This is a genomic window from Pseudomonas sp. IT-P171 (assembly GCF_949767765.1).
Classification (GTDB): Bacteria; Pseudomonadota; Gammaproteobacteria; order Pseudomonadales; family Pseudomonadaceae; genus Aquipseudomonas; species Aquipseudomonas fluorescens_B.
Window position 1 is genome coordinate 309,795 of the sequence record NZ_CATKQN010000057.1, and the last position, 12,642, is coordinate 322,436.

Genomic DNA, 12,642 nt, shown 5'->3' on the forward strand with positions numbered 1-12,642 from the left:
GGCGACAGCCAAGAGAGGAACGCCATGAGTCGTGAAGCCCTGCAGGAATCGCTGTCCGCAGTGATGGATAACGAAGCGGACGAATTGGAATTGCGTCGGGTGTTGAATGCCTTTGACGATGTTGAAACCCGTGAAACATGGGCTCGTTATCAAATCGCTCGGGCAGTGATGCATAAGGATCTGCTTCTTCCACGCCTGGATATCGCCGCGGCCGTTTCCGCTGCGCTGGCTGACGAAGCCGTACCGGCAAAAGCTTCCCGTGGTCCATGGCGCAGCCTGGGTCGTCTGGCAGTTGCAGCATCGGTCACCGTTGCCGTATTGGCAGGTGTTCGTCTGTACAATCAGGACGAGATCGCGGGTGTCGAGCTGGCTCAGCATTCCAGCCAACCGAGTCTGGCCGTTCCTCAGGTCAAGGGTCCAGCTGTATTGGCCGGCTATAATGAGAGTTCGGAAGCCACTGGTCCTATGGCCAACGGCGTTTTGCAAGGTCAGCCGGGCTGGCACGATCAACGTTTGCCAGGCTACTTGCGCCAACATGCTCAACAGGCTGCACTGAAAGGTACTGAGAGCGCTCTGCCTTACGCTCGTGCAGCAAGCCTGGAAAACCGTTAAGGAGGATCATGCGCGCCATACCTCTACTTTCGCTTCTGCTCGGTGGCTGGTTCATTGTTCCAGCCCACGCCGATGAAGCCCAGGACTGGTTGACCCGTCTTGGTCAGGCCGAGCAACAGCAAAGCTTTCGCGGTACTTTTGTCTACGAGCGAAACGGTAGTTTTTCTACCCACAACATCTGGCACCGCGTCCAGGATGGCAAGGTCCGCGAGCGTATACTCCAGCTTGATGGCTCTGCTCAGGAAGTCGTGCGCATTGATGGGCATACTCAATGCGTCAGCGGCACCCTGATCGCAGGACTTGGGGACTCCCGCAATTCCGCTGCTCGTGCTCTAGATCCACAGAAGCTCAAGAATTGGTACGACCTTGCCGTCATCGGCAAGTCGCGTGTTGCCGGGCGTGCTGCGGTAATCGTTTCCCTGAAACCGCGCGATCAGCACCGGTATGGTTTTGAACTGCACCTGGACAAAGAAACCGGATTGCCGCTCAAATCGTTGCTCCTGAACGACAAGGGGCAGTTGCTGGAGCGCTTCCAGTTCACGCAGATGGATACCTCTGGTATTCCGTCCGACAGTGATCTGCAGCCTGGCAGTGATTGCAAAACCGTCGCTCTCGACAGCGACAAGGCTTCAGCGGTCAAGGTTGCCCAGAGCTGGCATTCGGATTGGCTGCCTGCAGGCTTCGAGCTGACCAGCAGTACCTCGCGCAAGGATCCAGAGACAAAAACCCAGGTCAACAGTCTGATGTATGACGATGGTCTGGCCCGTTTCTCGGTGTTCCTTGAGCCACTGAATGGTGCAAAGGTCACAGATACTCGCACTCAGTTGGGCCCGACCGTCGCCGTATCCCGGCGCTTGACAACGCCCCAAGGCGATATGATGGTTACCGTGGTCGGTGAAATTCCTGTTGGCACCGCTGAACGGATTGCGCTGTCCATGCGCAGTGATGCCACTGCAACCCAGTAGTGAGCTGATATCGAAATGTTTGGTGAGCATTTCAATTTGCAAATATCCCCATAATTTTTTATAGGTCAGAGCCCCTCGGCTCTGGCCTTGTTTGTTGTTCCCGGAACAAAAATACCGGCGTATCGTTCCCGGTGTTCCTTGCTCCATATCGCTTAACCATGCTCGTCGTAACGGGAGCCGTATGTCGATACCACGCTTGAAGTCTTACCTCTCCATTTTTGCCACTGTACTGGTGCTCGGTCAGGCGGTCGCTGCTCAAGCAGTCGAGTTGCCTGATTTTACGCAACTGGTCGAACAGGCCTCGCCTGCTGTGGTGAACATCAGTACCACGCAGAAGCTGCCGGATCGCAAAGTGAGCGAGCAGATGCCTGACCTCGAAGGCTTGCCGCCGATGTTGCGAGAATTCTTCGAGCGTGGCATGCCACCACAGTCGCGTTCACCTCGCGGTGATCGCCAGCGCGAAGCCCAGTCGTTGGGTTCGGGGTTCATCATCTCGTCTGACGGCTACATCCTCACCAACAATCATGTGATCGCCGATGCCGACGAAATTCTCGTTCGTCTGGCTGATCGCAGTGAGCTGAAAGCCAAGCTGGTCGGCACCGATCCACGTTCCGACGTGGCCTTGCTGAAAATCGAAGGCAAGGATCTGCCGGTTCTCAAACTTGGCAAATCCCAAGACCTGAAGGCCGGCCAGTGGGTGGTCGCAATCGGCTCGCCATTCGGTTTCGACCATACCGTGACTCAGGGCATCGTCAGCGCTGTCGGTCGCAGTCTGCCGAACGAAAATTATGTGCCGTTCATCCAGACCGACGTGCCGATCAACCCGGGCAACTCCGGTGGACCGCTGTTCAACCTGGCGGGCGAAGTCGTCGGGATCAACTCGCAGATCTATACCCGTTCCGGCGGCTTCATGGGCGTGTCGTTCGCGATTCCTATCGACGTAGCCATGGACGTATCCAATCAGCTGAAAAGCGGCGGCAAAGTCAGCCGTGGCTGGTTGGGCGTTGTCATTCAGGAAGTGAACAAGGATCTGGCCGAGTCGTTCGGTCTTGAAAAACCGGCCGGTGCGCTGGTGGCTCAGATCCAGGACGATGGCCCGGCTGCCAAGGGTGGTCTGCAAGTGGGCGACGTGATCCTGAGCATGAACGATCAACCGATCGTCATGTCAGCAGATCTGCCGCACCTGGTGGGCGCACTGAAAGCTGGTTCGAAAGCCAACCTGGAAGTGATCCGTGAAGGCAAGCGCAAGAATGTCGAGCTGACGGTCGGCGCTATCCCGGAAGAAGGCAAAGAGCTGGACGCATTGCCGAAATCCAGTATTGAGCGCAGCAGCAATCGCCTGGGTGTTTCCGTGGCCGAGCTGACCGACGAGCAGAAGAAAACCTACGACCTCAAAGGTGGTGTGGTGATCAAGGAAGTCCAGGACGGTCCTGCTTCCATGATTGGTTTGCAGCCGGGCGACGTTATCACTCACCTGAACAATCAGGCGATTGGTTCCACCAAGGAGTTCACTGATATCGCCAAGGCGCTGCCGAAGAACCGCTCGGTGTCGATGCGGGTTCTGCGTCAAAATCGCGCCAGCTTCATCACCTTCAAACTGGCTGAATAAACCGGTTGTCGGCTGAATAAAAAACCGCCTCGAAAGAGGCGGTTTTTTTGTGCCTGTTGAAAAGCGTCAGCCCATCATGTCCTTGATCATCCGCTCCTGCTCCATCAGCTCCCGTTGGCGAGCGTCGATCCGCGAAGACAGTGGGAAGTTGGTTCCGGCCTTGCGCTTGGCGAAGTCCAGTTGCTGGATGGCCTGGCGGTAGTCGCCGACCAGTGCAAAGTACTCGGCGCGAGCCTGATGCAGGCCAATGATGTTGCCTGACAGGCCGCGGGTTTCAGCCACCATGTACCAGACGTCCGGATCATCCGGGCGGCTCTTGAGCAGGGTTTCCAGTGCCTTTTCCGCTTCGGGCGCACGGTTCTGCTTGAGCAATAAATCGACGCGCACCTGATTCAGCGGATAGTTGCCCGGATACTGAGTCAGCATCCGGTCGACCCGGGTTTGAGCATCCGGCAGGCGATTGTTGGTGATGTCCAGATCGATCTGCGCCAGGTTGTAGATGATCTCGTTCGGCGACTTGGCCAGCAGCAACTTGAGGTTTTCACGTGCCTCATTCAGTTGGCCACCCTTGATCTGGGCGATGGCCAGGCCATAGCGTGCGACATCGTTTTTCGGGTTCTCATCCAGCTGGGCGCGAAAGCGTTTGGCGCCCAGGCCTGGGGTTTCCTCGTAGATCAGTTGGACCCGCGCGCGAATCAGTTGATAACGCATGGAGTCTTCAATACCGCCCGGTTTGGCCTGTTCGGCGCGGTTACGGGTGTCGGCGATCCGCGATTCAGTCACCGGGTGAGTCAGCAGGAATTCCGGCGGCTTGGCGTCGAAACGGTATTGGCGCGCCAGCCGCTCGAACATGGTTGGCATCGAGCGTGGATCGTAACCGGCTTTTTCAAGGTTAAGGATGCCGATGCGGTCGGCCTCTTGTTCGTTCTGGCGTGAAAAGCGTCGCTGTTCCTGAATCGCCGCCGCCTGTGTGCCCGCAATGGCCGCGATCCCGGCATCGCCCGCACCGGCAGCGGCAATCACGATGCCGGCCAGTAGCGCAGCCATCATCGGCACCTGCATGCGCTGTTGCGCTTCGACGCCACGTGCAAAGTGGCGCTGCGACAAGTGAGCCAGTTCGTGAGCGAGTACCGAGGCGTATTCACCCTCGGTCTGGGCATTAAGGAACAAACCGCCGTTGACCCCGACAATCCCGCCCGGCGCCGCAAAGGCGTTGAGTTGCGGGCTGTTGATCAGGATGAATTCCAGGCGGCGGTCGTTGACCTGGCTTGTCTCCACCAGACGGTAGACGCTGGATTCGACGTAATCCTTGAGCTGCGGATCGTTGAGCTGGGAAACCTGACTGCGCAGCAGCGCCAGCCAGGCACGGCCCAACTGGTATTCCTGTTGTGGCGAGACAATGGCAGAACTGGCGTCCCCGAGTGACGGCAGGTCGTCGGCGAAGCCTGGTGAGGCAAGCAGGCAAGCGAGCGTCAGCAGGGTAGGGCGCAAAAAAGTCATGCACAAAGCCTTAGTCGACAAAGACCTTACTGTAGCCGGACAGTACGCTTCGGACCAGATATTCTAAGCCCCTCGACCACATGACCCGGAGTGATGCAATGACCAACGCTGTAGACCATGACGCCGAACTGGACGCCAGCGGCCTGAATTGTCCGTTGCCGTTGCTCAAGGCCAAGCTGGAACTCAATCGCATGACCAGCGGCGCGGTGCTCAAGGTGATCGCCACCGATGCGGGCTCGCAGCGTGACTTTCGCACCTTTGCCCGTTTGGCCGGTCATACGCTGCTTCGTGAAGAAGATGAAGCGGGCGTTTACCGCTACTGGTTGAAGAAAGCCTGAAACCTGGCGCATTCGTTTCTAAGGGATTTTTGATGTTCAAGGTGTTACGCGACTGGATTCAGCGCTATTTTTCCGACGAAGAAGCCGTGGTGCTCGCGGTTTTGCTGTTTCTGGCGTTTACCGCCGTCCTGACGCTGGGCGGCATGCTCGCGCCAGTGCTCGCCGGTATGGTGTTGGCGTATCTGATGCAGGGACTGGTGGTGACCCTTGAGCGCTTGCGCATGCCGGGCGGGGTGGCCGTGGGGCTGGTGTTTGCGTTGTTCATGGGTGTTTTGCTGGTGTTCATCGTGATCGTTGTGCCGTTGCTCTGGCATCAGCTGATCACGCTGTTCAATGAACTGCCGGGCATGCTCGCCAAGTGGCAATCGTTGTTATTGCTGCTGCCCGAACGCTACCCGCACCTGGTGTCTGATGAACAGGTGCTGCAAGCCATCGAAGTTGCACGGGGTGAGATCGGCAAGTTCGGCCAGTGGGCGCTGACGTTTTCGCTGTCGAGTCTGCCGCTGCTGGTGAACATCATGATCTACCTGGTATTGGTGCCGATCCTGGTGTTCTTCTTCCTCAAGGACCGGGAAATGATTGGCCAGTGGGTACGCGGTTACCTGCCTCGCGAGCGCGCGTTGATTACTCGCGTCGCTCATGAAATGAACCGGCAGATCGCCAACTACATTCGCGGCAAGGTCATCGAAATCTTTATCTGCGGTGGTGCGACCTACATCGGGTTTGTCGTGCTGGGGCTCAACTACGCGGCGCTGCTGGCGCTGTTGGTGGGTGTGTCGGTCGTGGTGCCCTACGTCGGCGCGGTAGTCGTGACGGTGCCGGTACTGTTGATTGCGTTGTTCCAGTGGGGCTGGAGCGACCAGTTCATCTATCTGATGGCGGTTTACGGAATCATCCAGGTGCTGGACGGCAACGTGCTGGTGCCGCTGCTGTTTTCGGAAGCGGTCAACCTGCATCCGGTGGCGATCATTTGCGCGGTACTGTTGTTTGGCGGGTTGTGGGGCTTTTGGGGAGTGTTCTTCGCGATTCCGCTGGCGACGTTGTTCAAGGCGGTGCTTGATGCCTGGCCGCGCAAGGAACCGGTAGTGGCGCCGCTGCTTTAACGGATCACCCTGATTTTTTCAGTGAGGGTAAGGGGCTCTTCGTCGGAACGCGGCCCGGAGCAAGCCCGCACACACATTCAACCGCGTTCTTCCTGTAAGAATGCGATTGAATGTGGGAGCGGGTTTGCTCGCGAAAGCGCCAGAACAGGCGCCAGGTAATTAGGCCTTGTTCAGCGCCTGAGCCGCCGCCAGAACAGCGTCCACATGCCCCGGCACCTTCACGCCCCGCCATTCCTGACGCAGCACACCATTCTTGTCGATCAGGAACGTGCTGCGATCAACACCCATGTATTCCTTGCCATAAAGCTTCTTCAGCTTGATCACATCAAACAGCTGGCACAGCGCTTCTTCCTTGTCGCTGATCAGCTCGAAGGTGAACGCTTGCTTGGCCTTGAAGTTCTCGTGAGATTTCAGGCTGTCACGCGACACGCCGAAGACTTCGGTGTTGGCCGCTTTAAAGGCGTCGAGCTGATCACGAAAGCCCTGGCCTTGGGTCGTGCAACCCGGCGTGCTGTCCTTCGGATAGAAGTAGATGACCACTTGCTTGCCTTTGAGGCTCGCGAGACTGACGGTCTGCCCGCTGGTGGCGGGGGCTTCGAAGTCGGCAACCGGTTGGTCGATGGCAACGGCCATGAAAGCTTCCTTACATTGGGTTTTGTGGGCGCCACGGTTCGATCAGGGCATCCAGGTTCAGCGCGTCGGCGAAATCCAGGAACTGATCGCGCAGCCAGCTGATCTGCACACCGGCCGGCAAGGTCACGGTAAACGTGGCGTTGAGCATGGTGCCGCCGGTTTGCGGCGCCTGATACGTGTCACAGGTCAGGTTTTCCAGCTCGACGTTGTGGTCCATGAAGAACTGGCACAGCTCGTTGATGATGTCCGAGCGGTACGCCGAGCTGACGTAGGCGACGTACGGCAGGGCCTGTGGACGATTCTCCAGCGCCGCGCTGCGCACCACGTTGACCGTGAAGGCGTGTTTCTTGGCGAGGGTCGGCAAGCTGCCTTCGAGACGCGCCAGGGCGTCCCAGCTGCCGGAGATCTCGAGGATCAACGCACTGCACTCGCCATGGCGGGTCAGGCGAGAGGTGACCACGGCGCAGCGGTTTTCATGGCTGGCGCGGCACAGGACGTTAGTCAGCTCCATGGGGTTGGCGCCGAGGGCACTGATGACAAGGAATTGTTCGCGAACTGTGGGGGTGGACATGCAGCATTCCTAAAGCGATGAGCGGTCGATACTTCTACGGGCTTTTTTTACCGGGGGCGAGCCTGCGGATGCGAATTCAGAAAACCCGGGCCGAAGGTTGCAACGTGCTCTATCAAGGCAAGAGCGAAGGGTGGCAACGCTGGATCGGGGCTTGTGATGCCGAAAATGGAGGCTGAAACCCGGCGTACGAGCATGTCAGTACCGATCAAAGTCTGAAGGGTAGCGAAAAGCAGCGCCAAGGGGAATGGCAGCAGCGCAGTACTTCGCTTGTACAAGCATCTTGGCGCCAGTACCATTACGGCTCTCTTTTTCCGGCAGGAGCGGTTTCATGATTGCGGGCAGTATGGTGGCACTGGTCACACCCATGGATGCACAAGGGCGTCTTGACTGGGACAGCCTCAGCAAACTCGTGGACTTCCACCTTGAAAACGGCACCCATGCCATTGTCGCGGTCGGTACTACCGGCGAGTCGGCGACCCTCGACGTCAACGAGCACATCGCTGTCATCCGTGCCGTGGTCAAACAGGTCAACGGCCGTATTCCGGTCATCGCCGGTACGGGTGCCAATTCGACCCGCGAAGCCGTCGAACTGACCCGTAATGCCAAAGAGGCCGGTGCCGACGCCTGCCTGCTGGTCGTTCCGTACTACAACAAACCGACTCAGGAAGGTTTGTACCAGCACTTCAAGCACATTGCCGAAGCGGTCGACATCCCACAGATTCTCTATAACGTTCCTGGCCGCACCTCCTGCGACATGCAGGCCGAGACCGTGATTCGCCTGTCCACCGTGCCGAACATCATCGGTATCAAGGAAGCTACCGGCGACATGAAGCGCGCCAAGGCAATCCTCGATGGCGTGAGCAAGGACTTCATCGTGCTGTCCGGCGATGATCCGACCGCCGTCGAACTGATCCTGCTGGGCGGCAAGGGCAACATTTCCGTCACCGCCAACGTTGCTCCACGCGAAATGGCCGATCTGTGCGAGGCCGCGCTCAAGGGCGATGCCGAGACCGCTCGGGCAATCAACGAAAAACTGATGCCGCTGCACAAGGACCTGTTCATCGAAGCCAACCCGATTCCGGTGAAGTGGGCTTTGGTTGAAATGGGCCTGATGCACGAAGGCATTCGCCTGCCGCTGACCTGGCTGAGCGCACCTTGTCATGAAACGCTCCGCACGGCTCTGCGCCAGTGCAGCGTCCTGGTTTAATTGAGGAAGTACAACGCATGAAGCGAATGGCCGGACTTTCCGCACTTGCCTTGATTATCTCCAGCACCAGTGGCTGTGGATGGGTCTGGGGCCCGGAAGGTTATTTCCGTGACCGTGGTAGCGATTACCTGGAAGCGCAACAGACTGCACCGATGCAATTGCCACCGGACGTCAGCACCTCCAAACACCTGGATCCGCTGCTGCCGATCCCGCGCAACGTGGCCGATGACACCGTCAAGGGTGAATACATCGTGCCGCGTCCGCAGCCGCTGTCCGCCGCTGCCGACGCCAGTGCCTACTCGCTGCAGAAAACCGGTGACTCGCGCTGGATCGTCGCTCAGAACCCGCCGGCCGAAGTCTGGCCAGTGGCTGTGCAGTTCTTCCAGGACAACGGTTTCCGTCTGGATGAACAGCGTCCGCAAACCGGCGAATTCACCACCACCTGGCAGCATTCCGACGAACTGTCCGCAGCGATGGCCAAGCGCCTGAGCGCAGCCGGTGTCGGCGCTGACAGCGAAACCCGCGTGCGGGTGCGTATCGAGCCGGGCGTGCAGCGCAACACCAGTGAAGTCTACGTGGTAAGCGCCGAGCGTCCTGCCGGCAGCACCGCCGATGTCGCCTTCACCAACCGTTCGGTCAACACCGGCCTGGACGCGGCACTGGTCGACGACATGCTCGCGAGCATGAGCCGCATCTCGGAGAAGGGCGGTTCGGTCTCCATGCTGGCTTCGCGTGATTTCGATACGCCAAGTCGCGTCAGCCTGAGCGAAGACGGCAGCGGCAACCCGGTTCTGAACGTCGGTAACGACCTGGACCGTGCCTGGTCGAGCGTCGGTCGTGCGCTGGAACAGGGCGAATGGCGCGTTGAAGACATCAACCGCAGCCTGGGCCTGTACTACATCAACCTGTCTGAAAAAGCCGAGAAGAAAGACGAGAAGCCTGGTTTCTTCAGCGGCCTGTTCGGCAGTGCGCCGAGCAAGGAAGAAGTGGAAGCCCGTGCCGAGCGTTATCAGGTTCGCCTGAGCAAGGTAGGCGATACCGTTCAGGTCACCGTCGAGAAAAACATCAACACCGTGGCGCCGGCTGATGTGGCGCGCAAAGTGTTGAGCGTGATTCAGGACAACCTGGGCTGATCACATGCGTTTTGCCGTTCTCGGCAGCGGTAGCCAAGGGAACGGCACGCTGATAGCCAGCGCTGATACGTACGTGCTGGTGGATTGTGGTTTCTCCCTGCGGGAAACCGAAAAACGCCTGTTGCGCCTGGGTGTGAACCCGGCGCAACTGAGCGCGATACTCGTGACCCACGAACATGCCGACCACGTGCATGGCGTGGGTTTGCTGTCTCGGCGCTACAATCTGCCTGTCTACCTCAGTCGCGGCACCCTGCGCGGGATGCGCAAACCGATTGAACCGGCCGGCCTTCTGGCGGGCGGCGAGCAATTGCAGATCGGCGCACTGAGCATCGGCGTCATTGCCGTGGCCCACGATGCACAGGAACCGACGCAATATGTGTTCAGTGACGGTGAGCGGCGCTTCGGCCTGTTGACCGACCTGGGTTCATACTGCAACAAAGTGCTGGACGGCTATCGGGATCTCGATGCGTTGATGATCGAGGCCAACCATTGCCGAGACATGCTGGCTCGCGGTCACTATCCGTACTTTCTCAAGCAGCGGGTGGGCGGTGAACTGGGACATTTGAACAACCACCAGGCGGCATTCCTGGTGTCCGAGTTGGGCTGGCAAGGCCTGCAACACCTGGTCCTGGCCCATCTGAGCAGCAAGAACAACCTGCCGCAGCTGGCCCGGCAATGTTTTGTCGACACCCTCGGGTGCGACCCGGACTGGCTGCAATTGGCCGATCAAGATTCAGGGCTCGACTGGCGACACATCGCCTAGCCCACCTACTTAGCAAGCGGAGCCCATCATGGAAAAACGTGAAGAACTCTACCGCGGCAAAGCCAAATCGGTTTTCAAGACCGACGACGCTGACCGCTTGATCCTGCTGTTTCGCAACGACACCTCGGCGTTCGACGGCAAGCGCATCGAGCAGCTCGACCGCAAAGGCATGGTGAACAACAAGTTCAATGCCTTCATCATGCAGAAACTCGAAGCCGCCGGCGTGCCGACCCAATTCGACAAACTGCTGGGCGACAACGAATGCCTGGTGAAAAAACTCGACATGATCCCGGTCGAGTGCGTCGTGCGTAACTACGCGGCCGGCAGCCTGGTCAAGCGCCTGGGCGTCGAAGAAGGCATGAAGCTCAACCCTTACACCTTCGAACTGTTCCTGAAGGACGACGCCAAGGGCGACCCGTTCATCAACGAATCCCACGTCGTGGCCTTCGGCTGGGGCACCGCCGAGCAACTGGTTCGCATGAAAGAACTGTCGCTCAAGGTCAACGAAGTCCTGAGCAAACTGTTCGACGACGCCGGCCTGCTGCTGGTCGACTTCAAACTCGAATTTGGCGTGTTCTCCGACGGCTCCATCGTCCTGGGTGACGAATTCAGCCCGGACGGCTGCCGTCTGTGGGACAAGGCCACCGGCAAGAAAATGGACAAGGACCGCTTCCGTCAGGGCCTCGGTGACGTCATCGAAGCCTACGAAGAAGTCGCCAATCGTCTGGGCGTACCGCTTTAATCGACGCAAGCATCTGATAGCACAGAAATATTTCGCTCAGGGGGTTCGCTTCCGGCAAAAGTGTTGTTATGATGCGCGCCGTTGGAGAGATGCCAGAGTGGCCGAATGGGACGGATTCGAAATCCGTTGTACCTTCACCGGTACCTAGGGTTCGAATCCCTATCTCTCCGCCATTACATAGAAAAAGCCCCGTAGCTGAACAAGCTACGGGGCTTTTTCGTTTCTGTAGATTTTTCAGGGCGTTTTTAGGGACGTCTACATGTACGTATCAGGCGTCGGTGTTCACCGGTGGCCACCTCGTCAGCACCTTGTGTACGTCATCCACGACGGCCTTGCTCATGGCGGTCAGGTAATGCGCTGCCCAAGCATGTCTGTCTGTGTCCTTGGCGTAAGCCGCATCGACAGTCAACAGCTTGGCCAGGTACAGAAGGTCAGATGCTTGCGCCAAGGCTTTCCCGACAGGTACGCCGGAATTTACGCGGAATAACGGCTGGTTGGAGCAATAGTGGAACGGTGTGAGGCCAATGGTCGTCAGCTCGGGTTTGTCGCTCATTTGTCACCTCCTTCAATGAGGCGGCGGGTTAGGTCGAGCGGTGAGGTTTTATACGACTTGGAATTGTGTTGAGGGGAATGACTGCTTTTGTGCGGATTTGAAGTATCCATGTCTAGCTCCGTGACGTGAGGAGCTGCCATTTCGTTACCAAGCGAATGGGTGGCAGCTGTGCGCAGGTTGGTAAACCGGGAGTCACGGAGACCGGCACGCTCGAAAGCGTCCCGCGCACAACCGCCATAACACAAGTTTTCAGGCGTACAAACACCAAGAAAATGTGAAGGGGGCGCTGTTGCGCAACTCGTCGGGTTACCAAGCCCGATCGCTGGAATTCCAGCGACGTCTTGAGAGTATCCCGCTGAAACTGACGTCATCAAGGCGCTAACTTACTGAAACACGCAGCAGAAGCACGTTCGTACGCAACTCCCGGATTTTGCCTACAACTGCGCCGAGAGTCACCCCGATATTCTTATGGCCTTACAAAAACGGACAAATCCCGAATGCGAAAACGCCGCTTCTCTAAGTCTAAAAAGGCGGCGTTTTTTACTTTTTTTGAGGGTGGAGCTCGAGCATCGGCGCAGCTCTGCAGGGGCGCGGCGTTCGGGCTTTCCTTGAACAAGCAGGAGTTATCCCGTGAACGTGAATCTTACGGCTGCGAGTGACCCAGTTTCCTCTTGATCAGCTCATAGACGTCTTTGTGGGTGGAGTTATGCAGGGTTTTGTCCTTGCAGGCCGATGCCAGGAACGTTTTGACCTCTTCCTTTGCATGAGGGTAAAGACCTGCGACGTAGTCGGCTTCATGGGGCTGGGTGCAGTTGAAGTGTGTGTCGTCTTTTGCTTTATCTCTAGCCATTGCAGAGGCTCCTTTTGAGTTCGCATGATTGTCGATGGTCAGGGCCTTTTTGCCCCGCACGGC

General features: G+C 58.1%; 14 protein-coding genes and 1 tRNA gene. 10 read left to right on the forward strand and 5 right to left on the reverse strand.

Going from position 1 to position 12,642, the window contains the following annotated elements; genetic code table 11:
* The first annotated feature begins 24 nt into the window (after window positions 1–24).
* The 3 genes from ACM6I5_RS25760 to ACM6I5_RS25770 all read left to right on the forward strand — a co-directional run bounded on the left by ACM6I5_RS25760 (window position 25) and on the right by ACM6I5_RS25770 (window position 3,186).
* The gene (locus ACM6I5_RS25760) at window positions 25–612 is read left to right on the forward strand and encodes a sigma-E factor negative regulatory protein (RefSeq protein ID WP_017336967.1); all 588 of its coding nucleotides are present in this window, start codon (window positions 25–27) and stop codon (window positions 610–612) included.
* 8 nt (window positions 613–620) lie between these two features.
* The gene (locus ACM6I5_RS25765; protein ID WP_414884937.1) at window positions 621–1,577 is read left to right on the forward strand and encodes a MucB/RseB C-terminal domain-containing protein; all 957 of its coding nucleotides are present in this window, start codon (window positions 621–623) and stop codon (window positions 1,575–1,577) included.
* 181 nt (window positions 1,578–1,758) lie between these two features.
* Window positions 1,759–3,186, forward strand: coding sequence for a DegQ family serine endoprotease (locus ACM6I5_RS25770; protein WP_017336969.1), 1,428 nt, complete (start codon window positions 1,759–1,761; stop codon window positions 3,184–3,186).
* A gap of 66 nt (window positions 3,187–3,252) precedes the next feature.
* Here ACM6I5_RS25770 and ACM6I5_RS25775 read toward each other — a convergent pair whose 3' ends face one another.
* Complete coding sequence (locus ACM6I5_RS25775) at window positions 3,253–4,686, reverse strand: M48 family metalloprotease (RefSeq protein WP_017336970.1); 1,434 nt, start codon at window positions 4,684–4,686, stop codon at window positions 3,253–3,255.
* A 98-nt stretch (window positions 4,687–4,784) separates the two neighbouring features.
* Between ACM6I5_RS25775 and ACM6I5_RS25780 the strand changes: the two genes are divergently transcribed.
* The gene (locus ACM6I5_RS25780) at window positions 4,785–5,024 is read left to right on the forward strand and encodes a sulfurtransferase TusA family protein (RefSeq protein ID WP_414884938.1); all 240 of its coding nucleotides are present in this window, start codon (window positions 4,785–4,787) and stop codon (window positions 5,022–5,024) included.
* Between the two features lie 32 nt (window positions 5,025–5,056).
* Entirely contained in the window at window positions 5,057–6,127 is a 1,071-nt protein-coding gene (locus ACM6I5_RS25785) for an AI-2E family transporter (RefSeq protein WP_017336972.1), read from the forward strand.
* A gap of 159 nt (window positions 6,128–6,286) precedes the next feature.
* Here the strand turns inward: ACM6I5_RS25785 and ACM6I5_RS25790 are convergent, their stop codons facing one another.
* Both ACM6I5_RS25790 and ACM6I5_RS25795 read right to left on the reverse strand, forming a co-directional pair.
* On the reverse strand, window positions 6,287–6,760 hold the full coding sequence (locus ACM6I5_RS25790) for a peroxiredoxin (protein WP_008034924.1): 474 nt from the start codon (window positions 6,758–6,760) through the stop codon (window positions 6,287–6,289).
* A 10-nt stretch (window positions 6,761–6,770) separates the two neighbouring features.
* Window positions 6,771–7,331, reverse strand: coding sequence for a glycine cleavage system protein R (locus tag ACM6I5_RS25795; RefSeq protein ID WP_017336973.1), 561 nt, complete (start codon window positions 7,329–7,331; stop codon window positions 6,771–6,773).
* A 328-nt stretch (window positions 7,332–7,659) separates the two neighbouring features.
* Between ACM6I5_RS25795 and dapA the strand changes: the two genes are divergently transcribed.
* The 5 genes from dapA to ACM6I5_RS25820 all read left to right on the forward strand — a co-directional run bounded on the left by dapA (window position 7,660) and on the right by ACM6I5_RS25820 (window position 11,349).
* Window positions 7,660–8,538 (forward strand): 4-hydroxy-tetrahydrodipicolinate synthase, encoded by an 879-nt coding sequence (gene dapA / locus ACM6I5_RS25800; protein WP_017336975.1) that lies wholly within the window; start codon window positions 7,660–7,662, stop codon window positions 8,536–8,538.
* Window positions 8,539–8,555: 17 nt separating this feature from the next.
* Window positions 8,556–9,671, forward strand: coding sequence for an outer membrane protein assembly factor BamC (gene bamC, locus ACM6I5_RS25805; protein ID WP_414879599.1), 1,116 nt, complete (start codon window positions 8,556–8,558; stop codon window positions 9,669–9,671).
* A gap of 4 nt (window positions 9,672–9,675) precedes the next feature.
* On the forward strand, window positions 9,676–10,434 hold the full coding sequence (locus ACM6I5_RS25810; RefSeq protein ID WP_008034928.1) for an MBL fold metallo-hydrolase: 759 nt from the start codon (window positions 9,676–9,678) through the stop codon (window positions 10,432–10,434).
* 28 nt (window positions 10,435–10,462) lie between these two features.
* Window positions 10,463–11,176: a phosphoribosylaminoimidazolesuccinocarboxamide synthase gene (purC, locus tag ACM6I5_RS25815; protein ID WP_008034929.1), complete on the forward strand. Its 714-nt coding sequence runs from the start codon at window positions 10,463–10,465 to the stop codon at window positions 11,174–11,176.
* An 83-nt stretch (window positions 11,177–11,259) separates the two neighbouring features.
* A tRNA-Ser gene (locus ACM6I5_RS25820) sits at window positions 11,260–11,349 on the forward strand.
* Between the two features lie 95 nt (window positions 11,350–11,444).
* Here the strand turns inward: ACM6I5_RS25820 and ACM6I5_RS25825 are convergent.
* Window positions 11,445–11,729 carry a DUF3077 domain-containing protein gene (locus ACM6I5_RS25825; protein ID WP_017336977.1) on the reverse strand — a complete coding sequence of 95 codons (285 nt, stop codon included), beginning with the start codon at window positions 11,727–11,729 and terminating at the stop codon, window positions 11,445–11,447.
* Between the two features lie 643 nt (window positions 11,730–12,372).
* Complete coding sequence (locus tag ACM6I5_RS25830; protein ID WP_017336978.1) at window positions 12,373–12,579, reverse strand: hypothetical protein; 207 nt, start codon at window positions 12,577–12,579, stop codon at window positions 12,373–12,375.
* Window positions 12,580–12,642 lie beyond the last annotated feature (63 nt).

Excerpts from the sequence above, each read along its gene's own strand:
- ACM6I5_RS25760 (WP_017336967.1), top strand. The coding sequence starts at position 25 with ATGAGTCGTGAAGCCCTGCAGGAATCGCTGTCCGCAGTGATGGATAAC.
- ACM6I5_RS25765 (WP_414884937.1), top strand. The coding sequence starts at position 621 with ATGCGCGCCATACCTCTACTTTCGCTTCTGCTCGGTGGCTGGTTCATT.
- ACM6I5_RS25770 (WP_017336969.1), top strand. The coding sequence starts at position 1,759 with ATGTCGATACCACGCTTGAAGTCTTACCTCTCCATTTTTGCCACTGTA.
- ACM6I5_RS25775 (WP_017336970.1), bottom strand. The coding sequence starts at position 4,686 with ATGACTTTTTTGCGCCCTACCCTGCTGACGCTCGCTTGCCTGCTTGCC.
- ACM6I5_RS25780 (WP_414884938.1), top strand. The coding sequence starts at position 4,785 with ATGACCAACGCTGTAGACCATGACGCCGAACTGGACGCCAGCGGCCTG.
- ACM6I5_RS25785 (WP_017336972.1), top strand. The coding sequence starts at position 5,057 with ATGTTCAAGGTGTTACGCGACTGGATTCAGCGCTATTTTTCCGACGAA.
- ACM6I5_RS25790 (WP_008034924.1), bottom strand. The coding sequence starts at position 6,760 with ATGGCCGTTGCCATCGACCAACCGGTTGCCGACTTCGAAGCCCCCGCC.
- ACM6I5_RS25795 (WP_017336973.1), bottom strand. The coding sequence starts at position 7,331 with ATGTCCACCCCCACAGTTCGCGAACAATTCCTTGTCATCAGTGCCCTC.
- dapA (WP_017336975.1), top strand. The coding sequence starts at position 7,660 with ATGATTGCGGGCAGTATGGTGGCACTGGTCACACCCATGGATGCACAA.
- bamC (WP_414879599.1), top strand. The coding sequence starts at position 8,556 with ATGAAGCGAATGGCCGGACTTTCCGCACTTGCCTTGATTATCTCCAGC.
- ACM6I5_RS25810 (WP_008034928.1), top strand. The coding sequence starts at position 9,676 with ATGCGTTTTGCCGTTCTCGGCAGCGGTAGCCAAGGGAACGGCACGCTG.
- purC (WP_008034929.1), top strand. The coding sequence starts at position 10,463 with ATGGAAAAACGTGAAGAACTCTACCGCGGCAAAGCCAAATCGGTTTTC.
- ACM6I5_RS25825 (WP_017336977.1), bottom strand. The coding sequence starts at position 11,729 with ATGAGCGACAAACCCGAGCTGACGACCATTGGCCTCACACCGTTCCAC.
- ACM6I5_RS25830 (WP_017336978.1), bottom strand. The coding sequence starts at position 12,579 with ATGGCTAGAGATAAAGCAAAAGACGACACACACTTCAACTGCACCCAG.